This window comes from Geodermatophilus sp. SYSU D00779, from assembly GCF_054050595.1.
In genome coordinates this window covers 95,899-117,083 of the sequence record NZ_JBJGZQ010000007.1, presented here as the reverse complement: position 1 = coordinate 117,083, position 21,185 = coordinate 95,899, and the positions used below count along the sequence as shown (strand labels likewise).

At 73.9% G+C, this 21,185-nt stretch carries 25 protein-coding genes and 1 tRNA gene; 17 read left to right on the top strand and 9 right to left on the bottom strand.

Annotation, left to right across the window (positions count from 1 at the left end; translation table 11 throughout):
- The first annotated feature begins 116 nt into the window (after positions 1-116).
- Together ctaD and serB are read left to right on the top strand one after the other, a co-directional pair.
- Positions 117-1,874, top strand: coding sequence for an aa3-type cytochrome oxidase subunit I (gene ctaD, locus ACI79G_RS07590; RefSeq protein ID WP_456880523.1), 1,758 nt, complete (start codon positions 117-119; stop codon positions 1,872-1,874).
- A gap of 202 nt (positions 1,875-2,076) precedes the next feature.
- Entirely contained in the window at positions 2,077-3,336 is a 1,260-nt protein-coding gene (gene serB, locus ACI79G_RS07585; protein ID WP_456880522.1) for a phosphoserine phosphatase SerB, read from the top strand.
- A 155-nt stretch (positions 3,337-3,491) separates the two neighbouring features.
- Here the strand turns inward: serB and ACI79G_RS07580 are convergent, their stop codons facing one another.
- Positions 3,492-4,064: an isochorismatase family protein gene (locus ACI79G_RS07580; protein WP_456880521.1), complete on the bottom strand. Its 573-nt coding sequence runs from the start codon at positions 4,062-4,064 to the stop codon at positions 3,492-3,494.
- Positions 4,065-4,074: 10 nt separating this feature from the next.
- Entirely contained in the window at positions 4,075-5,358 is a 1,284-nt protein-coding gene (locus ACI79G_RS07575) for a nicotinate phosphoribosyltransferase (protein WP_456880520.1), read from the bottom strand.
- 64 nt (positions 5,359-5,422) lie between these two features.
- Between ACI79G_RS07575 and clpS the strand changes: the two genes are divergently transcribed.
- Complete coding sequence (clpS, locus tag ACI79G_RS07570) at positions 5,423-5,719, top strand: ATP-dependent Clp protease adapter ClpS (protein ID WP_091215792.1); 297 nt, start codon at positions 5,423-5,425, stop codon at positions 5,717-5,719.
- Positions 5,720-5,792: 73 nt separating this feature from the next.
- Positions 5,793-6,290, top strand: coding sequence for a DUF2017 family protein (locus ACI79G_RS07565; RefSeq protein ID WP_456880519.1), 498 nt, complete (start codon positions 5,793-5,795; stop codon positions 6,288-6,290).
- Here the strand turns inward: ACI79G_RS07565 and ACI79G_RS07560 are convergent.
- Complete coding sequence (locus ACI79G_RS07560) at positions 6,229-6,585, bottom strand: hypothetical protein (RefSeq protein ID WP_456880518.1); 357 nt, start codon at positions 6,583-6,585, stop codon at positions 6,229-6,231. The genes ACI79G_RS07565 and ACI79G_RS07560 overlap by 62 nt on opposite strands.
- 112 nt (positions 6,586-6,697) lie before the next feature.
- Between ACI79G_RS07560 and ACI79G_RS07555 the strand changes: the two genes are divergently transcribed.
- From ACI79G_RS07555 to ACI79G_RS07530, 6 genes are all read left to right on the top strand, one after another.
- On the top strand, positions 6,698-7,171 hold the full coding sequence (locus ACI79G_RS07555) for a Mov34/MPN/PAD-1 family protein (RefSeq protein ID WP_456880517.1): 474 nt from the start codon (positions 6,698-6,700) through the stop codon (positions 7,169-7,171).
- Between the two features lie 168 nt (positions 7,172-7,339).
- On the top strand, positions 7,340-7,618 hold the full coding sequence (locus ACI79G_RS07550) for a ubiquitin-like small modifier protein 1 (RefSeq protein ID WP_091215802.1): 279 nt from the start codon (positions 7,340-7,342) through the stop codon (positions 7,616-7,618).
- 50 nt (positions 7,619-7,668) lie between these two features.
- Entirely contained in the window at positions 7,669-8,619 is a 951-nt protein-coding gene (locus ACI79G_RS07545; RefSeq protein ID WP_456880516.1) for a PLP-dependent cysteine synthase family protein, read from the top strand.
- Positions 8,620-8,692: 73 nt separating this feature from the next.
- Entirely contained in the window at positions 8,693-9,433 is a 741-nt protein-coding gene (locus ACI79G_RS07540; protein ID WP_456880515.1) for an MBL fold metallo-hydrolase, read from the top strand.
- Positions 9,434-9,567: 134 nt separating this feature from the next.
- Positions 9,568-10,524 carry a DNA polymerase domain-containing protein gene (locus ACI79G_RS07535; RefSeq protein WP_456880514.1) on the top strand — a complete coding sequence of 319 codons (957 nt, stop codon included), beginning with the start codon at positions 9,568-9,570 and terminating at the stop codon, positions 10,522-10,524.
- Between the two features lie 82 nt (positions 10,525-10,606).
- A complete protein-coding gene (locus tag ACI79G_RS07530) occupies positions 10,607-11,146 on the top strand; it encodes a DUF4262 domain-containing protein (protein WP_456880513.1) in 540 nt (179 codons plus the stop codon).
- On the opposite strand, the gene bcp is transcribed toward ACI79G_RS07530, so the two are convergent.
- Both bcp and ACI79G_RS07520 read right to left on the bottom strand, forming a co-directional pair.
- Positions 11,094-11,591 (bottom strand): thioredoxin-dependent thiol peroxidase, encoded by a 498-nt coding sequence (gene bcp, locus ACI79G_RS07525; RefSeq protein WP_456880512.1) that lies wholly within the window; start codon positions 11,589-11,591, stop codon positions 11,094-11,096. The genes ACI79G_RS07530 and bcp overlap by 53 nt on opposite strands.
- A 158-nt stretch (positions 11,592-11,749) precedes the next feature.
- Entirely contained in the window at positions 11,750-12,154 is a 405-nt protein-coding gene (locus ACI79G_RS07520) for a YjbQ family protein (protein WP_175479474.1), read from the bottom strand.
- 61 nt (positions 12,155-12,215) lie between these two features.
- Here ACI79G_RS07520 and rph point away from each other — a divergent pair, with 61 nt between their 5' ends.
- From rph to ACI79G_RS07505, 3 genes are all read left to right on the top strand, one after another.
- Positions 12,216-12,968 (top strand): ribonuclease PH, encoded by a 753-nt coding sequence (gene rph / locus ACI79G_RS07515; RefSeq protein ID WP_456880511.1) that lies wholly within the window; start codon positions 12,216-12,218, stop codon positions 12,966-12,968.
- Positions 12,965-13,576: an RdgB/HAM1 family non-canonical purine NTP pyrophosphatase gene (gene rdgB / locus ACI79G_RS07510; protein ID WP_456880510.1), complete on the top strand. Its 612-nt coding sequence runs from the start codon at positions 12,965-12,967 to the stop codon at positions 13,574-13,576. The genes rph and rdgB overlap by 4 nt, the downstream gene beginning before the upstream one ends.
- A 113-nt stretch (positions 13,577-13,689) precedes the next feature.
- Positions 13,690-15,681, top strand: coding sequence for a putative bifunctional diguanylate cyclase/phosphodiesterase (locus ACI79G_RS07505; protein WP_456880509.1), 1,992 nt, complete (start codon positions 13,690-13,692; stop codon positions 15,679-15,681).
- Positions 15,682-15,739: 58 nt separating this feature from the next.
- On the opposite strand, the gene ACI79G_RS07500 is transcribed toward ACI79G_RS07505, so the two are convergent.
- Entirely contained in the window at positions 15,740-16,606 is an 867-nt protein-coding gene (locus ACI79G_RS07500) for a hypothetical protein (RefSeq protein WP_456880508.1), read from the bottom strand.
- Positions 16,607-16,798: 192 nt separating this feature from the next.
- On the opposite strand from ACI79G_RS07500, the gene ACI79G_RS07495 reads away from it, so the two are divergent.
- Positions 16,799-17,878 (top strand): DUF6910 family protein, encoded by a 1,080-nt coding sequence (locus tag ACI79G_RS07495; RefSeq protein WP_456880600.1) that lies wholly within the window; start codon positions 16,799-16,801, stop codon positions 17,876-17,878.
- Here ACI79G_RS07495 and ACI79G_RS07490 read toward each other — a convergent pair.
- Positions 17,830-17,910: transfer RNA gene (locus ACI79G_RS07490), tRNA-Leu, on the bottom strand. The genes ACI79G_RS07495 and ACI79G_RS07490 overlap by 49 nt on opposite strands.
- Before the next feature lie 111 nt (positions 17,911-18,021).
- Here ACI79G_RS07490 and ACI79G_RS07485 point away from each other — a divergent pair.
- Together ACI79G_RS07485 and ACI79G_RS07480 are read left to right on the top strand one after the other, a co-directional pair.
- Entirely contained in the window at positions 18,022-18,252 is a 231-nt protein-coding gene (locus tag ACI79G_RS07485; RefSeq protein ID WP_456880507.1) for a DUF3618 domain-containing protein, read from the top strand.
- Positions 18,253-18,277: 25 nt separating this feature from the next.
- Positions 18,278-18,751: a DUF427 domain-containing protein gene (locus ACI79G_RS07480; RefSeq protein WP_456880506.1), complete on the top strand. Its 474-nt coding sequence runs from the start codon at positions 18,278-18,280 to the stop codon at positions 18,749-18,751.
- 1 nt (position 18,752) lies between these two features.
- Here ACI79G_RS07480 and ACI79G_RS07475 read toward each other — a convergent pair whose 3' ends face one another.
- Positions 18,753-19,376, bottom strand: a complete 624-nt coding sequence (locus tag ACI79G_RS07475; protein WP_456880505.1) for a TetR/AcrR family transcriptional regulator — start codon at positions 19,374-19,376, stop codon at positions 18,753-18,755.
- A 136-nt stretch (positions 19,377-19,512) separates the two neighbouring features.
- On the opposite strand from ACI79G_RS07475, the gene ACI79G_RS07470 reads away from it, so the two are divergent.
- On the top strand, positions 19,513-20,598 hold the full coding sequence (locus ACI79G_RS07470; protein WP_456880504.1) for an EAL domain-containing protein: 1,086 nt from the start codon (positions 19,513-19,515) through the stop codon (positions 20,596-20,598).
- Here ACI79G_RS07470 and ACI79G_RS07465 read toward each other — a convergent pair.
- Positions 20,576-21,157: a histidine phosphatase family protein gene (locus ACI79G_RS07465; protein WP_456880503.1), complete on the bottom strand. Its 582-nt coding sequence runs from the start codon at positions 21,155-21,157 to the stop codon at positions 20,576-20,578. The genes ACI79G_RS07470 and ACI79G_RS07465 overlap by 23 nt on opposite strands.
- Between the last annotated feature and the right edge of the window lie 28 nt (positions 21,158-21,185).

Here is a 21,185-nt window from a genome sequence, read left to right as displayed (position 1 = left end):
CCGGGAGGCCCGCCAGGTCACGGTTCGGCAACGGTCCCGGCGCGAGGGGGCCGCGGGGACGGCGTGCCTCTGGCCTCGGCAGGAGGCGCGTCGCGGGAACCGTCTAAGCTGCGGCCGTGACGATCGCACCGGCGCCGATCGTGAGCCGGCCGAGCCCGGTTCACCAGGCGGAGAAGGGCTCGCGGCTCTCGAACCTGCTGCGGACCACCGACCACAAGACCATCGGCCTGATGTACCTGGCCACCTCCTTCGCCTGGTTCGTCATCGGCGGCCTGATGGCGATGCTCATGCGCGGAGAACTGGCCCGGCCGGGTCTGCAGTTCCTGTCGCCCGAGCAGTACAACCAGCTGGTCACCATGCACGGCACGGTGATGCTGCTGTTCTTCGCGACGCCGCTGTTCTTCGCGTTCTCGAACCTGATCATGCCGCTGCAGATCGGCGCGCCCGACGTGGCGTTCCCGCGGCTGAACTCGTTCTCCTACTGGCTGTTCCTCTTCGGCAGCACGATCGCGGTCTCGGGCTTCTTCACCCCGGGCGGTGCCGCCGACTTCGGCTGGTACGCCTACACGCCGCTGTCCCTGGGGACCCACAGCCCCGGAGCCGGTGCCGACCTGTGGATCGCCGGCCTGGCGGTGTCCGGTCTGGGCACCATCCTCGGCGCGGTCAACTTCATCACCACGATCGCCTGCCTGCGGGCACCGGGGATGACGCTGTTCCGGATGCCGATCTTCACCTGGAACACGCTGGTCACCAGCCTGCTGGTGCTCTTCGCCTTCCCGATCCTCACCGCCGCCCTGTTCGGTCTCCTGGCCGACCGGCAGCTGGGTTCCCTGATCTACTCGGAGGAGAACGGGGGGCCGATGCTGTGGCAGCACCTGTTCTGGTTCTTCGGGCACCCCGAGGTCTACATCATCGCGCTGCCGTTCTTCGGGATCATCACCGAGGTCATCCCGGTGTTCAGCCGCAAGCCGCTGTTCGGCTACAAGGGCATGGTCTTCGCCACCATCGCCATCGGCGCCCTGTCGCTGACGGTGTGGGCGCACCACATGTACGCCACCGGTGCGGTGCTGCTGCCGTTCTTCGCGTTCCTGACCTACCTGATCGCCGTGCCGACCGGGATCAAGTTCTTCAACTGGATCGGCAGCATGTGGCGCGGGCAGCTGACCTTCGAGACGCCGATGCTGTTCGCGATCGGCTTCATGGTCACCTTCCTGCTCGGTGGCCTGACCGGTGTGTTGCTGGCCTCCCCGCCGCTGGACTGGCACGTCAACGACAGCTACTTCGTCGTGGCGCACTTCCACTACGTGGTCTTCGGGACCGTGGTGTTCGCCGCCTACGCCGGCGTCTACTTCTGGTTCCCCAAGATGTGCGGCCGGATGATGGACGAGCGCCTGGGCAAGCTGCACTTCTGGCTGACGTTCATCGGCTTCCACGGCACGTTCCTGGTGCAGCACTGGCTCGGCGGTGAGGGCATGCCGCGTCGCTACGCCAACTACCTGGCCAGCGACGGGTTCACCACGCTGAACACGGTGTCGACGGTCTTCTCGTTCATCCTCGGCGCCTCGACGATCCCGTTCTTCTACAACGTGTACAAGTCGTGGAACTACGGTCGGCTGGCGCTGCGGGACGACCCGTGGGGCCACGGGAACTCGCTGGAGTGGGCGACGTCGTCGCCGCCGCCGCGGCACAACTTCGTGGAGATCCCGAAGATCCGCTCCGAGCGGCCGGCCTTCGAGGCGCACTACCCGCACCTGCTCGACCGTCTCCAGCGCGAGGCGCACGCCGGCAAGCGGCACGAGCCCTACGCCGGCGTCAGCGAGCTGGGTGCCACCGGCGGTCGCCGGCAGGGGCCGAACGACCCCGACCCCACCTGAGGAAGGACCCCGGCCTCCCCACCCTTCGCAGGCTCGCGGCGGGACCCTGCAGGAGGGCCGCCGGGACGGGGCCGCTCTGGAGGGTCACCTGCGACGCCCCGTCGGCTCCGGCCGGCGGGGCGTCGCCGCGTCCAGGGCGGGCCCGGTGCCCGGCCCGGGCCGGTGGCAGGACGCCCCAGCGCGGTGCGGGAGGATGGCTGTCGTGCCGCTCGACCCCACCCCCCGCACGTCACCGACCGCCGTCTCCACCCCGCGGGCGCTGCTGACCGTCTCCGGAGGCGACCGGCGAGGGGTCACCGCACGGCTGTTCGCGGCCCTCGCCGCACCCGGGGGAGAGCTCCCGCCGGTCGAGGTGGTCGACATCGAGCAGGTCGTCGTCCACGGGCAGCTGGTGCTCGGCGTCGTCGTCGGGGCACTGCCCGCCGAGGGCGGGCCGGTGGAGGAGTGCCGGTTCCTCGCCGCACTCGAACGGCTCGCCGCCGAGGTCGCGGAGGCGACCGGGGTGCGGGTCCAGGTGGAGTCGGCCGCCGACGCCGGCCTCGACGCCGCCCCGGAGGGCCGCCCCCACCACGTCATCCTGCTCGGCCGCCCGGTGCCCCCGGAGGCCGTGGCCGGCGCCGCGGCGGCCATCGCCGGCATCGGCGGCAACATCGAGGCGATCCGCCGGCTGTCGGACTACCCGGTGACCAGCTTCGAGCTGACCGTCTCCGGGACGGAGGCCACCGAGCTCCGCACCGCCCTGGCCTCGGTCGCCTCGACCACCGGCGCCGACATCGCCGTCGAGCAGGTCGGCCTGGCCCGCCGCAGCAAGCGGCTGATCGTCCTGGACGTCGACTCCACGCTGGTCCGCGGCGAGGTGATCGACGAGCTCGCCGCGCGCGCCGGGCGGGCGGCCGAGGTCGCCAAGATCACCGCCGCCGCCATGAACGGGGAGCTGGACTTCGCCCAGTCGTTGCGGGCCCGCGTGGCCGCGCTCGAGGGGCTGCCCGTCGAGGTGCTCGACGAGGTCCGCGAGACGCTGGTGCTCACGCCCGGCGCGCGCACGCTCATCCGCACCCTCAAGCGGCTCGGGTTCCGCTGCGGCATCGTCAGCGGTGGCTTCACCCAGATCACCGACCCGCTGGCCGAGCAGCTCGGCCTGGACTTCGCCGCCGCCAACACCCTTGAGGTGGCCGACGGGCGGCTCACCGGCGGCCTGGTGGGGGAGATCGTCGACCGTGCCGGCAAGGCCCGCGCGCTGGTCCGCTTCGCCGACCGGTACGGCATCCCCCTGGACCAGACCGTGGCCGTCGGCGATGGCGCCAACGACCTCGACATGCTCAACGCCGCCGGGCTCGGCATCGCCTTCAACGCCAAGCCCTACGTGCGCGAGCAGGCGCACACGGCGCTCAACCAGCCCTACCTCGACGCCGTCCTGCAGGTGCTCGGGTTCACGCGGGACGAGGTCCTCGACGCGGTGTGATCCGTCGGCCTACCGGCCGACACCGCGACCACGTGCCGTCCCCGACCTGCGTCGAGCCCGGCCCGTCCCTCCTCGGGGAGGCCTCCGGCCCCACTCGTCGGAACGCCTCGCCACGGCGACACGGCGACCACGTGCCGTGGCGGGTCGCCGAGGCGTCAGGCCCGGTGGACCTGGCCCTCGAGTTCGACGCCGGCGGTGCGCAGCTGGTCGAGGGCGGCGTCCGTGGTCGCCTCGCTGACGCCCGCGGTGAGCGGCAGCAGCACCCGGGTCGCGAAGCCCTCGCCGACGGCGTCCAGCGCGGTCGCCCGCACGCAGTGGTCGGTGGCGATGCCGACGACGTCCACGGCGTCCACCCCGTGCGCGCGCAGCCAGTCGGCCAGCGGGACGCCGTCCGAGCGCCCCTCGAAGCCGGAGTAGGCCGCGGCGTACTCGCCCTTGTCGAACACCGCCTCGATGGGTCGGCGCTCCAGCCGAGGGTGCAGCTCGACGCCGTCCGTACCGACCACGCAGTGCGCCGGCCAGGTCTCCAGGTAGTCCGGCTCCTCGGCGAAGTGGCCGCCGGGGTCGACGTGGTGGTCGCGGGTGGCCACCACGTGCGCGTAGTCGGCGGCGTGCGCGCGGACGTGCTCGCTGATCGCGGCGGCGACGTCCGCACCGCCGGCGACGGCGAGGCTGCCGCCCTCGCAGAAGTCGTTCTGCACGTCCACGACGAGCAGAGCGCGGGTCATCTCGTCCTCCTCAGGCCGTCAGGGTGTCGATGGCGCAGTCCCCGCGGGACAGCGCGAACGCCTCCGCGGGCATCGCCTCGCGCGCCCGCTGGTGGTGCGCGCGGGCGGCGGCCAGCGCCTCGCGCGGCGTGGCCGGGGTGCAGAGCTCGCCGCCCCGGACCAGCTCCACGATCAGCTGCCGGTCGCCGTCCCGAGGCAGGACCGCCTCGCTGGTCACCACCTCGGCGGTCGCCGTCCCGGAGGCGTCGTGCCGGCGGACGGCGGACTTGCGGCCGCCCACCGACGGCTTGCCCAGGGACCGCTTGGCCACCGCGACGCCGTCGCGCTCCACCAGCTTGTAGACCATGCCCATCGTCGGTGCGCCGGAGCCCGTGACCAGGGCCGTCCCGACGCCGTAGCCGTCGACCGGCGCGGCCATCAGTCCGGCGATCGCGTACTCGTCGAGGTCGCTGGTGACGATGATCCGCGTGCGGGTGGCACCGAGCTCGTCGAGCAGTTCGCGGGCGTGGGCGGCGAGGGTGGGCAGGTCACCGGAGTCCAGCCGGATGGCGCCGAGCTCCGGGCCGGCGACCTCCACCGCGGTGCGGATGCCCTGGTCGACGTCGAAGGTGTCCACCAGCAGCGTCGTGCCGACGCCGAGCGTGGCGACCTGGGCGCGGAAGGCCGACTCCTCGTCGTCGTGCAGCAGGGTGAAGGCGTGGGCGCTGGTGCCGGTCGTCGGCACCCCGTACCGGCGGCCGGCCTCCAGGTTCGACGTCGAGGCGAAGCCGACCAGGTGAGCGGCGCGGGCGGCGGCGACCGCGGCCTCCTCGTGGGTGCGCCGCGAGCCCATCTCGATGCACGGCCGCTCGCAGGCGGCGGTGACCATCCGGGCCGCGGCGGAGGCGATCGCGCTGTCGTGGTTGAGCACCGAGAGCACCAGGGTCTCCAGCAGCACCCCTTCGGCGAACGGTGCGCGGACGGTGAGCACGGGGGAGCCGGGGAAGAACAGCTCGCCCTCGGCGTAGCCGTCGACGTCCCCGCTGAACCGGAACCCGGCCAGCCAGTCCAGCAGCCGGGAGTCGGTGAGCCCCTGCTCGCGGAGCGCGGCGAGGTCCTCGTCGGTGAACCGGAAGCCGGGCAGCGCCTCGAGCAACCGGCCGGTGCCGGCGAGCACCCCGTAGCGACGGCCGTGCGGCAGTCGCCGGGCGAAGACCTCGAAGACGCAGTCGCGGTCGGCGGTGCCGTCGGCGAGGGCCGCGGCGACCATGGTCAGCTCGTACCGGTCGGTGAGCAGGGCGGGACCCGTCGGCATGGCTCCGGAGCCTAGGCGGGGTCGAGCGGGGCCACCGCCCGGGCGGGTCTCCTAGAGTGGGGTCGTGGCCGGACCACTCGCGCCGACACGGACGCCGGAGGAGACCGTCGAGGAGCACGGCGACCTCGACCGACCCTGGGTCACCATCGTCTGGAACGACCCGGTGAACCTCATGACCTACGTGACCTACGTGCTGCAGGAGCTGTTCGGCTACGACGAGCCGACGGCGACCACGCTGATGCTCCAGGTGCACGAGGAGGGCCGGGCGATCGTGAGCTCCGGCCCGCGGGAGAAGATGGAGCACGACACCAGCCGGCTGCACGCCTACGGCCTGTGGGCCAGCTACCAGCAGGACTCGTGAGCGAGCTCGCGAGCTCACGCAGGGCACAGCAGGCCGGGCGCATGCGGGCGACGAGCGCCAGCGAGGAGACCGCATGAGGCCCTTCCGCCGCAAGGGCGACGAGCTGGTGGCCCGGCTCGAGCCCGCCGAGGCCCGCATCCTCGCCCTGCTCCTCGACCAGCTCGAGCAACTGCTCACCGCCGACGCCGAGGACGTCACCGGCGACCCGGTGCTCGACCGGCTGCTGCCCGCCGGCCACCGCAGCGACCCCGAGCTGGCCGCCGACTACCGCGAGCTGACCGAGTCCTCGCTGCGTGCGGGCAAGGCCGACGACCTGGCCACGGTCCGCGCCGGCCTGCCGCCGGACGGCGGGACCGTCCGCCTGGACCCCGACCAGGCGACCGCCTGGCTGCGCACCAGCAACGACCTGCGCCTGGCGCTGGGCACCCGCCTCGGCGTCCAGGAGGACACCGAGCCGCCGGAGGACCTCGGCAGCGAGGAGGGGCAGCAGCTGGCCGTCTACTACTGGCTCACCGGGCTGCAGGGGTCGCTCGTCGACGCACTCGCCGCCGGTCGCGCCGGCCGAAGGTGAGCACGACCAGCACCGCGACCAGCAGGTCGAGCACGAAGAACACCGACACCAGGCCCGGCATCCGCAGGTCCCGCGCGATCGCCCCGACGGCGCTGACGAGGACGACGAGCGAGAGCGCCCCGACCAGCAGCAGCGTCAGCAGCCGGCCGGTGACCAGCAGCACCAGGGAGATCCGGTCGGCGGTGACGTCGCTGCTGTAGTGGCCGCTGCGACGGCGCAGCCCGACCGCCCCGCGTACCAGTGCGGGCACCGCCACGACCAGCACCCCGGTGATCATCAGCAGCTCCAGGACCACGGACGGGCACCGTATCGGGCGGCCCCTGCAGGGGCCCGCCGCGAGCCCGCGAGGGGTGAGGAGGACGGGGTCCTCCTCGGTGGGGGACGGGGGGTCCTTCTAGACTGGAGGCGTGCTGCGCATCGACCGCGCGACCTACGACGCCATCGTGGCCCACGCCCGGGAGGACCACCCGGACGAGGCCTGTGGTGTCGTCGCCGGCCCCGAGGGCAGCGACCGCCCCGAGCGCTACATCCCGATGCTCAACGCCGCCCGGTCGCCCACGTTCTACGAGTTCGACTCCGGCGACCTGCTGCGGCTGTACCGCGAGATGGACGACCGGGACGAGGAGCCGGTGGTGATCTACCACTCGCACACCGCCACCGAGGCGTACCCATCGCGGACCGACATCAGCTACGCCTCGGAGCCGAACGCGCACTACGTCCTGGTGTCCACCCGCCACCACGGGGACCAGACCGGCCTGGCCGGCGACGAGGTCGAGTTCCGCAGCTTCCGCATCGTCGACGGCGTCGTCACCGAGGAGGACGTCGAGGTCGTCGAGTCCTACCTGTTCGGCCACTCGCCGACCACCGTCGTCTACGACTGACGGAGGACCCCCCTGCCACCCGCGAGCTCGCGGCGGGACCCTGCAGGAGGGCCACTCGGACCGACGCCCCCGGAATGCCCCACGTCGAGCGGGCGTTCCCCGACCAGACGCACGTCCCGCTGCGCACTCGCGCAGCAGCAACCCGAGTCCTGAGGAGAACAGCACGCCATGGCCATCGAGGTCCGGATCCCGACCATCCTGCGCACCCACACCGGCGGCAGCAAGACCGTCGAGGGCAACGGGGACACCCTGGCCGCGCTCGTCGACGACCTCGACGCCAAGCACCCGGGCCTGAAGAACCGCCTCGTCACCGAGGAGGGCAAGCTGCACCGCTTCGTGAACGTCTACGTCAACGACGAGGACGTGCGCTTCACCGGTGCGCTCGACACCCAGGTCAAGGACGGCGACTCGGTCACCATCCTCCCGGCGGTCGCCGGCGGCTGCTGAGCGCCCCTCGCTCGCAGCACCCCCGCCCGTCTCCCGGAAGAGCACCCTCCATGGCCCGCTTCGCCTCCCTCGTCGACTCGCTCGGCAACACCCCGCTCGTGGGGTTGCCGAGCCTGTCGCCGTCCCCTGACGTCCGGCTGTGGGCCAAGCTCGAGGACCACAACCCCACCGGCTCGATCAAGGACCGGGCCGCCATCTCGATGATCGAGGCGGCGGAGAAGGAGGGGAAGCTCAAGCCGGGCGACACCATCCTCGAGCCGACCAGCGGGAACACCGGCATCTCGCTGGCGATGGTGGCCCGGCAGCGGGGCTACCGGCTGATCTGCGTGATGCCGGAGAACACCTCGGTCGAGCGGCGCCAGCTGCTGGAGATGTACGGCGCGCAGATCATCAGCTCGCCGGCCGCCGGCGGCTCCAACCAGGCCGTCGCCGTCGCCAAGGGCCTGGCCGCCGAGCACGACGACTGGGTGATGCTCTACCAGTACGGCAACCCGGCCAACGCCGAGGCGCACTACACCGGCACCGGCCCGGAGATCCTCGCCGACCTGCCCTCCATCACCCACTTCGTCGCGGGGCTCGGCACGACCGGCACGCTCATGGGCGTCTCCCGCTACCTGCGCGAGAAGAAGCCCCAGGTGCGGGTCGTCGCGGCCGAACCCCGCTACGGCGAGCTGGTCTACGGGCTGCGCAACATCGACGAGGGGTTCGTCCCCGAGCTCTACGACCCGGCGCTGCTGGACTCCCGGTTCAGCGTCGGACCGCAGGACGCCGTCCGCCGCACCCGGCAGCTGGTCGAGCAGGAGGGCATCTTCGCCGGCATCTCGACCGGCGCGATCCTGCACGCCGCGCTGGGCATCGCCGACAAGGAGGTCGCGGCCGGCCGCAAGGCCGACATCGTCTTCATCGTCTGCGACGGCGGCTGGAAGTACCTGTCCACCGGTGCCTACGCGGGCACGCTGGAGGAGGCGACCTCCGCGCTCGAGGGCCAGCTGTGGGCCTGAGCGTGAGGCCGGTCTCCCGGCCCCTGCAGCTAGCCTGACCTGCGTCGTTGGCATCGCAGCAGAGGGCGGTCGAGTGAGGCTCACGGTGGTCGGCTGCTCGGGCAGTGGTCCGGGGCCGACGTCGCCCGCGTCGAGCTACCTGGTGGAGCACGACGGCTTCCGCGTGCTGCTGGACCTCGGCAACGGCGCCTTCGGCACGCTGCAGGCCCTCGCCGACCCGGCCACGGTCGATGCGCTGTACCTGTCGCACCTGCACGCCGACCACTGCCTCGACGTCGCCCCGTTCATCGTCTGGCACCGCTACTCGGGGCGCTCCCGGCGGCGGCCGGTGCCCCTCTACGCCCCGGCCGGCGCGGACCGGCGCCTGGCGGCGGCCTACTACGGGGACGGCGCTCCGCTGGAGGACGTCTTCGACTTCGCCGTCCTCACCGGCGCGCCGTTCGACCTCGGTCCCTTCCGGGTGCAGACCGTCCGCACCGCCCACCCGGTCGAGTGCCACGCCGTCCGGCTGACCGCCGGGGGCCGGTCGCTGGTCTACACCGGGGACACCGGCGCCAGCACCGCCGTCGTCGAGCTGGCCCGCAGCGCCGACGTCCTGCTGGCCGAGGCCGCGCACCCCGACGTCCCCGGCCTGCCGCCGGACCTGCACCTCACCGGCCGGGAGGCCGGCGAGCACGCCGCCGCGGCCGGCGTCGGCCGCCTGCTGCTCACCCACGTCCCGGCGTGGGTCGACCGGGCGGCGCAGCTGGCGTCGGCGCGCGCGGTCTTCCCCACGGTCGAGCTGGTCGAGCCCGGCGCCACCTACGACGTCTAGCTCGCGGCGGGACGGCGACGGACCCAGCGCCGGAACTCCAGCCGGTCCAGCCGGGGGCGCGGGTGTCACCCGCGCGACGGTGACCGCGCCCGCCGCTGTTGCCGCCCCGACCTCCGGGCGGCAGCGTGGACCGCGTGGTCGACGACGAACGGGACGGCGTCCGGCTGAGCAGCCTCGACGCCCCGCTGGGTGACGGGCTGGAGGTCACCAAGGGTGAGCTGGTCGACCACCTGGACGCGAACGCCTTCCGGCTGGTGCCCCAGCTGGCCGGCCGGCCGCTGTCGGTGAAGCGCGTGCGGCCCGGCCAGGAGCCGTTCATGCAGCGCAACGTCCCCAAGGGCGCCCCGGACTGGGTGCGCACCGTCCCCGTCTGGTCGTTCGGCGCGCACCGCGAGGTGCACCAGGTGCTCTGCGACGACCGCCGCACGCTGCTCTGGCTGGCCAACCAGCGGGCGGTCGAGTTCCACGTCCCCTTCTTCCTGGCAGGCGCCGAGGCGGAGCCGACCGGCATCGTGCTCGACCTCGACCCGCCGGAGGGGGCCGACTTCGGCGTGGTGGTGCAGGCCGCGGAGCTGGTGCGGCGCGCGCTCGCCGACGCGGGGCTCGCCGGGGCGGTGAAGACGAGCGGGTCCAAGGGCGTGCACGTCGTCGTCCCGGTGCGGGGCGTGTCGCCCGAGGACGCCGCCGCCGCGACCCGTGCCCTGGCCGCTCGCGCCGCCGCGCTCGACCCGGACCTGGCCACGACCGCCTACATCCGCGAGGACCGGCACGGCCGGGTGTTCCTCGACTCGACCCGCTCGGGCTCCTCGACGATCGTGGCCGCCTACAGCCCGCGGATCCGCCCGGGCCTGCCGGTGTCGGCGCCGGTGGCGTGGGAGGACCTGCCGTCGGTGCGGCCCGGGGACGTGACCGTCCGGACGGCGGGGGAGCGGCTGGGGGACGGCGACCCGTGGCGGGCGCTGCTGCCCGGCCCCCAGGAGCTGCCCGCCGACCTGGTCGCCGAGGGCCACACCATCCCGGTCGCCCGCGTGCAGGCCATGCACGAGGGCCGGCGCCGCGCCCGCGCCCGGCGCGCGGAGGCGGGGGACTGACGGTCCGCGGTTCCCTCCACAGCGGACGGCGCCGTCCACAGTCCGCCGGCAGCGCAGCGCACCGCCCGGGCAGGCTCCGCGCATGCCCCTCGACCCGCAGACGACGGCCTGGCTCGACCAGGAGGACGCGCACCTCGCCCGGGTGATCCGGCAGCACCGCTGGGCGGTGCAGTACGTCGGCTCCGGTGAGGAGGACGACGAGCCCTCCTTCGGCTGCACGATCGGGCTCTTCGGGCTCGGCCACCCCGGACTCATGCTGGTCGGGCCGGGCGTCGCCACCATGCACGGCGGGCTGCAGCGGGTGGCCGAGGAGGTCGCCGCCGGTCGCGACCTGGTGCCCGGCGAGCTGGTCGTGGGGGAGGACTGGGCCGGGCGGCTCTACGTCGAGGCCTCACCGAACCCGGGCGAGGTGGTGCTGGGCGCCAACCGCTCCTACCAGCGGCACCCGAGTGCTCGGTGCCGGCGTTATAGCTGGCCTGGAGCCACGCGGACGGGCAGTTCCCCTGGGAGGAGGGCTACCCGTGCGGGCCGGAGTGCCAGCCGCGCCCCGGCACCTGGCGGGCCTGAGCTCAGCCCAGGCCGAGGTCGCGACGCAGCTTGGCGACGTGCCCGGTCGCCTTGACGTTGTAGGCGGCCTTCTCGATGCGGCCCTCGGCGTCGACGACGAAGGTCGACCGGATCACGCCCACGACCTCCTTGCCGTACAGCTTCTTGGTCCCGTACGCGCCGTAGGCGGCCAGCACCTGCTTGTCCGGGTCGGAGAGCAGCGTGATCCGCAGCCCCTCCTTCTCGCGGAAGCGCAGCAGCTTCTCGGGCGGGTCGGGGGAGATGCCGATGATGTCCAGGCCCGCCTCGGCCAGGTCGCCGGCGGAGGCGGTGAAGTCGACGGCCTGCGTGGTGCAGCCCGGCGTCATGGCCGCGGGGTAGCAGTAGACGATCACCCGGCGGCCGCGGTGGCTCGCGAGCGACACCGGGTTGCCGTCGGCGTCGGGCAGCGTGAACTCCGGCGCAGGGTCACCAGGGGCCAGGCGGACGGGGGCGACGTCGGTGTCGGTCACACCCGTCATCCTGCCGCGCCCGGCCGACCACGGTGCAGAGGGTGGACGCGCGGACCCCTGCACGTGGGAGGACCCCGTCCTCCTGACCCCTCGCACGCTCGCGGCGAGCCTCTCGACCGGCCGGCCCGGGACGGGGCCGGGTGCGGTGGGAGTCAGGGGGTCCTCCCTCAGCCGGCGAGGAACGACAGCCGGACGTGCCGCTGCGGGTTGTCGGTGTTCGTGTCGACCAGGCAGATCCGCTGCCAGGTGCCCAGCTGCATCCGTCCCTCGAGCACCGGGACGCTCGCGTGCGGCGGCACGAACGCCGGCAGCACGTGGTCGCGGCCGTGTCCCGCGCTGCCGTGCCGGTGTCGCCAGCGCTCGTCCCGGGGGAGGAGGACGTCGAGCTGGGCCAGCAGGTCGTCGTCGCTGCCCGAGCCGGTCTCGATGATCGCCAGGCCCGCGGTCGCGTGCGGCACGAAGACGTGCAGGAGGCCGTCGCTCTCGGTGCGCACGAACTCGGCGCACTCGTCGGTGAGGTCGACCACCGTGGGCACGCCTCCGGTCCGGACCGTCCGCAGCTCAGATCGCATGCGGGGATCCTGCCCAGCCGGACCAGGGGACACGCAGACGCCCGCACTACTGTCGGCGGACGTGACCACGACCTCGGCGAAGCCTCGTCCCGACGGCCGGGCGGCCGACCAGCTCCGTCCCGTGACGATCACCCGCAACTGGCTCGACCACGCCGAGGGCTCGGCGCTGGTCGAGTTCGGTCGCACCCGCGTGCTCTGCGCGGCCAGCGTCACCGAGGGGGTGCCGCGCTGGCGCAAGGGCTCGGGCCTGGGGTGGGTGACCGCCGAGTACGCGATGCTGCCCCGCGCCACGCACACCCGCGGCGACCGCGAGTCGGTCAAGGGCCGCATCGGCGGGCGCACCCATGAGATCAGCCGGCTCATCGGCCGGTCGCTGCGTGCCGCGATCGACCTCGGCGCTCTCGGCGAGAACAGCATCGCCATCGACTGCGACGTCCTGCAGGCCGACGGCGGCACCCGGACCGCAGCCATCACCGGCGCCTACGTCGCCCTGGCCGACGCCGTCTCCTGGCTCGGCGAGCGGAAGAAGCTGGCGAGGAAGAACGCGATCGTGCAGTCGGTCGCGGCGGTGAGCGTCGGCGTCGTCGACGGGCAGCCGCGGCTGGACCTGGCCTACGAGGAGGACGTCCGCGCCGGCACCGACATGAACGTCGTCTGCACCGGTGACGGCAGCTTCGTCGAGGTCCAGGGCACCGCGGAGAACGGCGTCTTCGACCGCGGCACGCTCGACGCGCTGCTCGACCTGGCGGTCGGCGGGTGCGCCGAGCTGACCCGCGTCCAGACCGAGGCGCTGCAGCAGGCCCACCTCCGATGAGCGACCGCCTGCTGCTGGCCACCCGCAACCCCGGCAAGCTCGCCGAGCTGCAGCGGCTGCTGGAGAGCGCTGTCCCCGGGGTCGCCGTGGTCGGTCTGCGCGACGTCCCGGACTACCCGGAGGCCCCCGAGACCGGCGCGACGTTCGCGGAGAACGCGCTGCTCAAGGCCCGGGAGGCGGTCCGGTACACCGGGCTGCCGGCGGTCGCCGACGACTCCGGCCTGACCGTCGACGCGCTCAACGGGATGCCCGGCGTCCTCTCGGCGCGCTGGTCGGGCCGGCACGGCGACGACGCCGCGAACACCGCGCTGCTGCTCGGGCAGCTGGCCGACGTCCCCGACGAGCGGCGCGGTGGGGCGTTCGTGTGCGCGGCCGCGGTCGTCACGCCGGACGGTGCCGAGCGGGTGCTCGAGCGGTCGTGGCGCGGCCAGGTGGTCCGGGAGCCGCGGGGTACCAACGGCTTCGGCTACGACCCGGTGTTCCTGCCCGACGGGCTGGACCGCACCGCCGCCGAGCTCACGGCGGCGGAGAAGGACGCGCGCAGCCACCGCGGCCAGGCCTTCGCCGCGCTGGTGCCCCTGGTCGCTGAGCTGCTCGGCCGGTCCTGACCCGCGCCCACCCTTCGGGGGGACGAGCGCGGCGATCGGCTCCACCCGGCCGGACGGGCACCCGATCCCTGTCCTGTCACCCGCACCGAGCGGGTGCAGTCCACGAGGGGACCATGCACCGCAACCGCTGGCCCTGGCGCACCCGTGCCCGGCGCCCGTCCGCGACCGGGACGTGGCGCGGCCCGCGGTCGTCGACCCACACGGCGACCGCCGGTCTGGTCGCCGTCCTGCTGGTGCTCACCGTCTTCTCGGTGACCGCCGCCGTGACGAACGCCCGGGCCTCGGCGGACGTCGAGGAGAGCGCCGCGGTCTCCAGGTGGTCACAGCGGGCCGAGCGCTCGCTGGAGCTGCAGGAGGAGCTGGTCGACCGGCTCGCGGTCGCGCCGGACGCCGAGCTGCGCGCCGAGTACGAGGAAGCCAGCGCGGCCACCCGCAGGGCCATCGAGGCGATGGGCTCCGTTGGAGGCGATGACCACGACGACCCGGTCGAGGAGTGGCTGCGGCTGCACGCCCGGTACGAGTCCGCGGTCCGGGTGCTCCTGGCCACCGCAGCGGGGAACCGCGGCAGGGCCGAGGAGTTCGAGGACACCTACGTCGACCCGCACTTCGACGCGATCGAGGACCAGATCCAGGCGGAGGCGGAGCGGCACTGGGCCGCGGCCGACGAGGCGCTGGCGTTCGTCGGCGACGTCCAGCGGGTGCTGGTGGTCACCACACCGGTCCTGTTCGGCGTCGGGCTGGCCCTCGTCACCTGGTTCACGCTGGTCCTCACCCGCAGCCGGCGGGAGACCGTCGCGCAGGCCGAGCGCAACCGTCAGCAGGCGCTGCACGACGCGCTGACCGGCCTGCCCAACCGCACCCTGCTGCGCCAGCGTGCGGATGACGCGCTGACCGGACCCGGCGCCGACGCGGTGGGGCTCGTGCTCATCGACCTGGACCGGTTCAAGGAGATCAACGACACCCTCGGCCACGCCTACGGTGACGTCGTCCTGCAGGCGGTCGCCGACCGGCTGCGGGCCACGGTCCGCGGCAGCGACACGGTGGCCCGGCTCGGCGGCGACGAGTTCGCCATCCTGCTGCCCAGCGTCGACGACGAGGAGTCGGCACGGCAGCTGGCCGACCAGGCGCTGGTGGCGATGGAGGCGCCGATCGAGGTGGACGGCGTCTCGCTGGACGTCGACGCCAGCATCGGCATCGCGCTGTCCGGCGTGCACGGGGACGACGTCGAGTCGCTGCTGCAGAACGCCGACATCGCGATGTACTCGGCCAAGGACCGCGGTCTGGGCGTCTGCGTCTACGACGTCTCGCTCAACGACCACAGCCCCGAGCGGTTGGGCCTGCTGGGCCAGCTGCGCCGGGCGATCGACACCGGGGAGCTGGTCCTGCACTTCCAGCCGAAGGTCGCGCTGCCCGGTGCCGACGTGTGCGGTGTCGAGGCGCTGGTGCGCTGGGAGCACCCGCAGCGCGGTCTGGTGCCGCCCGGCGACTTCATCCCGCTCGCGGAGCGCACGCCGCTGATCCGGCCGCTGACCCGGTACGTGCTCGACGCCGCGCTCGAGCAGTGCGCCCGGTGGCGGGACGCCGGCCGGGTGCTGACCGTGGCGGTCAACGTCTCGGCGCGCAACCTCCTCGACGAGCACTTCGTCGAGGAGGTGCAGGAGCTGCTGGCGCGCCGGCGGGTACCGGCGTCCAGCCTGGAGCTCGAGGTCACCGAGAGCGCGATCACCGCCGACCCCGACCGGGCCCGGCGGATCCTCACCCGGCTGGCCGACTGCGGCGTCACGCTGTCCATCGACGACTTCGGCGCGGGCTACACGTCCCTGGCGCAGCTGAAGGACCTCCCGGTCCACCAGCTGAAGATCGACCGCTCGTTCGTCGCGCGGATGGCGGCCGACCCGAGCAACGCGCTCATCGTGCGGTCGGTGGTCGAGCTCGGGCACAACCTCGGTCTGACCACCGTCGCCGAGGGTGTCGAGGACGAGGCGACCTGCGACAACCTGGGCGCGATGGGCTGCGACGTGGCCCAGGGCCACTACGTGTGCCGGCCGATGGCGGCCGAGCCGCTGGAGGCCTGGTTCGACGCGACGGTCGCCGTCCGCGCCTGAACGCGGAGACGCCCGCGGCCCCGGTGCACACCGGGGCCGCGGGCGTCTCCGTGCCGGGTCAGGAGGTCGGCTCGGCCTCGGCCGCCGGCGAGGTGTCGTCCTCCGAGGACGAGTCCTGGGAGGAGTCCTGCTCGGACGAGCCCCGCGACGAGCCCGTCGGCTCGCTGCTGGTGGTGGGCTGCGCCTCCGAGGTCCGCGTCGGCGTGGCCGACCTGGTCTCGTCGCTGTCGGACGTCTCGTCCTCGTCCGACGACGTCGACTCCTCGTCGGAGCCGGTGGTCGGCGCGCTCGTCCCGGTCGCCGGCGCGGTGGTGGGGGAGGACGGCGACGACGGCTCCTCCTCCTGCTGCACGTCGGAGGACGACGACGCGTTGGTGATCGCGCCGATCGTCGTCTCCTGCGACGTCTGCGTGCCGCCGACGAGCGCGGACACCGGCTTCTGCCCGATCAGCTCGATGCCGGTGATGACGCCCATGGCCATGACGAAGACGGCGGCGGCGTAGACGGCCACCCTCGTCCACCGGGGCCGGGGACGCCGGGCCGGGGCGCGGCGCGGGTCGAGGTGCGCGGGCAGCACCTGGGTCGCGGGAGTCGCAGGGGCGGCCGGGGCCACCTTGGTGTCCGCGACCGGCGACTGGCGCCCGGTGAGCTGGCTGCGGGCGCGCCGCAGCTTCTCGTTCGTCTTCTGCAGGGAGCTGCTGTAGAGGGCGGCGCTGACGGTGCTGATCACGCTGGCCAGCGCGGCGCCGATCAGGGTGCCGGCGAGACCGAAGAAGGAGGCCACCACGGCCGAGGACACCGCGGCCAGGGCGCCGGCGGCCACCTGGGTGGCGCTCAGCTGGGCGCCCTGCGGCTTGTCCTTGTCTGTGTCCTTGTCCTCGATCTGCTCGGTTCGGTCGGTCGTCTCGGGGCGCGGGGAGGTCATGAGCTCCGACGGGGTCGATGGACGTACAGGGGGAGGGCGGCCGGGCCGGGCAGCGGTGCGCGACGGGCCTGCCTCACCAGGCTACGGGTTCCTGTCGCTGCCCGTCCGGGACCGCTCACGCTCAGCAAGCCGCTGAGCTGCGGTGATGCGATCCTGTGATCCTGCTCTCGGAACGACGCGCCCTCACCCCTCGTGCAGGCGCTGGAACGGTGGTGTGCCGGCGGCCGGACACGGTCCGCCCGCCGGTCGTCCCGAGCGGGTCGCCACGTCCCCGGGCAGGGTGGTGCCGTGCTCATCTCGGTGGACGACGGCCGTGCGCTGTACTTCGACGACGGGACACCGGTCACCGCGGCCTCCGCCATCGCGCCGCTCGGTGACGGCTGGCTGATCGCCCAGGACGACTCGACCTCCGCCGCGTGGTGGCGCGCAGGATCGGTCATCCCGGTGCGTCTCCTGCCGCCCGTGGAGGGGCACGACCGGTTCAGCGAGGCGGCCGGGACCAAGCGCCTCAAGCCCGACCTCGAGGTGGCCTGCCCCGCGGAGGTGGACGGTGAGCCGGCGGTCCTGCTGCTGGGCTCCGGGTCCACGGACCGGCGCACGCGCGGCGTGCTGGTGCGCCTGGACGACGGGCAGCCGGTCGCCGAGGCAGCGGAGCTCGCCCCGCTCTACGCCGCCGTCGTGCAGTGCCTCGGGGGCACGGCGGACCAGCTCAACCTCGAGGGCGCCGCACGACGCGGGAACACGGTGCGGTGGTTCAACCGCGGCAACCTGGCTGCCGGCGTCCGCCCGGGCAGCGTCGACGTCCCGCTGGCCGGTCTGGTCGACGCCGTCCTCGGCCGGCTGGACGCCGCGAGGGTCCCGGTCGAACGGCCGCAGGTGTACGAGCTCGGGGAGGTGGCCGGCGTCGGGCTCGCGGTCACCGATGCGATCACCCTGCCCGACGGGCGGCTGGTCCTCGGTGCCGCCGCGGAGGACACGCCCGACGCCGTCGACGACGGGCCCGTGGTGGCCTCGGCGCTGGTGCTGGTCGACGGCGACACCGTGCTGGACGTCAGCAGCATCCCGGAGGTGGACGGGCGCGTGGCCAAGGTCGAGGGGCTGGCCCTGCGCGCCGTCCGCGACGGTGCGGCGCACCTGCTGGCCGTGGTGGACGACGACGACCCCACCCGTGCGTCCACGGCACTCGAGCTCCGGGTCGCGCTCGGCCGAGGGGCCGCGACCGGTGCGGGAGGGGGGAGTCGAACCCCCACGCCCGAAGGCACCAGATCCTAAGTCTGGCGTGGCTGCCGTTACACCACTCCCGCGTGACTCCCGAGCATAGGGAGCGGGGCCAGCGGGTTCCCCGAGCCGCCCGTGCGGGTGGCCTCCGTCCGACGAGCGCGCCCCGAGCGGCGCGGTCTGGCAGGCTGTCGGCCGTGCCTCGCGACCCTCGACAGATCCAGCTGGAGATCGACGCCGCCCGTGAGTCGCTCGCGGCGACCCTGGACCAGCTGGTCTTCCGGAGCAGCCCGCAGCGACTGAAGGCGCAGGGGCAGGCCGCCGTCCAGCAGTTCCTGCAGACACCGGTGGGCATGGCAGCGGTCGGCGCGGTCGGCCTGCTCATGACCCTCGTCGTGGTCCAGAGGGTCCGTCACCGCAACGACTGACGTGCGCCACCCGCACCCCGACCCCGTGGGTCCGGGGCAGGAGTCGGTCTGGGACTACCCGCGCCCGCCCTCGGCCGAGGTGACCGGGCGGCGGGTCGTCGTCGAGCTCGGCGGCCGGGTGGTGGCGAGCACCGACCGCGCGGTGCGCGTCTGCGAGACCAGCCACCCGCCGTTCTACTACGTCCCGCGCGCGGACGTCGCCGAGGGGGTCCTGCAGCGCGCTGCCGGCAGCTCGTGGTGCGAGTGGAAGGGCGCGGCCACCTACTGGGACGCCGTCGTCGACGGACGGCGGTACCCGGGCGTGGCCTGGTCCTACGAGGACCCGGTCGAGCGCTACGGCGCCCTGCGCGGAGCGGTCGCCTTCTACCCGAGCCGGGTCGACCGCGCGGTGGTCGACGGTGAGACCGTGCGGGCGCAGGCCGGCGACTTCTACGGCGGCTGGATCACCGACGAGGTCGTCGGCCCGTTCAAGGGGGAGCCGAGGACGCTCGGCTGGTGAGTCAGCCGGCCGGCCGGGCGTTGCGCAGCAGCGGCAGGACGACGGTCTCGAACACCTCGTCGACGTAGGCCGGGTCCAGGGGCTCGCCGGTCAGCAGCCAGCGCTGGACGATCAGCGCGCTCATGGCCTCGGCCGTCACCGTCCCGCTCATGCCGGCGCGGACCTCACCGCGCGCCTCGGCCCGGGCCCACATCGCGGCGAACGCGTTGCGCCACACGGCCAGCGGGCCCTTGCGGAAGGCCTCGACCAGGGTGGGCTGGTACTGCATCGCCGGGAGCAGCGAGCGGATCGCCGCACCCGCGGGGCTCTGCACGGTCGCGACGACCAGGTCCATGAGGGCTCGCGCGTCGCTCTCCACCGAGCCGGTGTCCGGCGGGACCGCGATCGCCCGGTTGATGTCCGAGAGCGTGTCCACCACCAGGTCGTGCTTGGTGCGCCAGCGCCGGTAGATGGTCGCCTTGCCCACGCCCGCCTCCGCGGCCACGGCGTCCATCGTCAGCGCGCTGTACCCGACCTCTGCCAGGAGACGCAGGATGGCCGCCCGGATGACGCCGTCCCGGCTCGGGTCCCGGGGGCGCCCGCCCCGCGAGGAGCGCACCGGCCCGGCCTCGTGCAGAACAACCATGAGCTGACCTTAGACATTCAAGTGAGCGACGACGACGGTTCTCGGGCTGCATGTCGCCGCGTTTAGTGCCCTTGCACTAGGATGACCGACCGCGCGCCTCTCGGGTCCGGTTGCCTGCCTCGGTCATCCTCGTTCGGTGGCGAGCACCGACGGACGACTCCGGCGCCGGGAGTACTGGCACCTCCCCGGGCGGGCCACCCGGGTCCTGCTGGCGACCTCCGATGCGCACCTGCTCTCCGAGGTGGCCCGGACGGCGCGCACGCTGGGGTTGGCGGTGTCGTCGTCCCCGGACCTGCTCGACCTCGACGACGAGGACGGCGGCCGCGGCGTCGACCGGCTGTTCCGCCGGCTGGCCCGCCAGCTGACGACGGCGGAGGCCGAGGACCTGCGGGTGGCCACCGACCCGCCGGACGGCGGAGCGGCCCTGGCCGCGCGGCTGCTCACCGCCCCCACGCTCGCCGTCGAGCTGGCCCGCCGCGGGGTCACCGCGGAGATCGGCCTGCTGGCCGAGGCCGAGCTGTGGTCGGTCTACCAGCCGATCGTCCGGCTGGCCGACCGCGCCGTGGTCGCGCAGGAGGCGCTGCTGCGCGGGACGGTCGACGGCCAGGAGGTCGGCGGCGAGGACCTCTTCTTCGTCGCCGAGTCCGCCGGCTGGCTGCCCCGGCTGGACCGGATCGGCCGCGAGTCGGCGATCACCGGGGCGGCGCCCTGGCTCGGGGACGCCGACCTCTTCGTCAACTCGGACCCGGCGTCGGTGCACCGGCCGCAGGTCGACCTGGCCGGGACCGCGCAGGCGCTGGAGGACGCCGGCATCGACCCGTCCCGGCTGGTGGTCGAGGTCGGCGAGGTCTCCGCCGTCCGGGACCGCGGGCACCTGCTGTCGGTGCTCGAGCACCACCGGTCGCGGGGCTGGCGGGTCGCGCTGGACGACGTCGCGGCGGGCTGGTCGAGCCGCTCGCTGATGGCCACCGTCCGGCCGGACGTCGTCAAGCTGGGCCGGCCGCTGGTGCAGGCGCTGCCCGACGACGGCGCGCGCACCATGGTCCGCTCGGTGGTCGAGCTCGCGCACACCCTGGGCGCCCAGGTCGTGGCCGAGGGCGTGGAGACGGAGCGGATCGCCGACGAGGTGACCCGGCTCGGCGCCGACCTGGGTCAGGGCTGGCTGTTCGGCCGCCCCGTCCCCCCGCCGATGGCGCGGGTCAGTGCAGGCCCCAGCCGGTGAGCACCTGCCGGGCGTGCTCGTGCCCGAGGACCCCGTAGGACCCGGCCGGTAGCGCGAGCAGTGCGCCCGCCCGGGGGTCCAGCCCCAGCCAGCGGGCGGAGAGGATGCGCAGCACGTGCCCGTGCGCGACGAGCATGACGTCGCCGTCCTCGAGCAGCGGCCGGGCGCGGTCGAGCACCCGGTCCACCCGCACGCCGACGTCCTGCAAGGTCTCGCCGGGCGTGTCCCCGGGGATGGTGCCGTCGACCCACACCGACCAGGTGCGGCCCATCTCCTCGCTGATCTCCGCCGTCGTCCGGCCCTCGTAGCCGCCGTAGTCGAGCTCCACGAGGTCCTCGTCGGTGGCGGTGGGCGTGAGTCCGGCCAGCTCGGCGGTCCGTCGCGCCCGCAGCCGGGGGCTCACCCACACGGCGGCGAACCTGCGGTCCCCGAACTCGCCGCGCAGCCGGCGGGCCTGCTCCTCGCCCTCGGGCAGCAACGGCAGGTCGGTGACGCTGGTGTGCTGGCCGCTGAGGCTCCACTCGGTCTGCCCGTGCCGCAGCACCACGATCTCGCCCATGAGCCCTCCTAGCTGTGTGCCGGCGGTC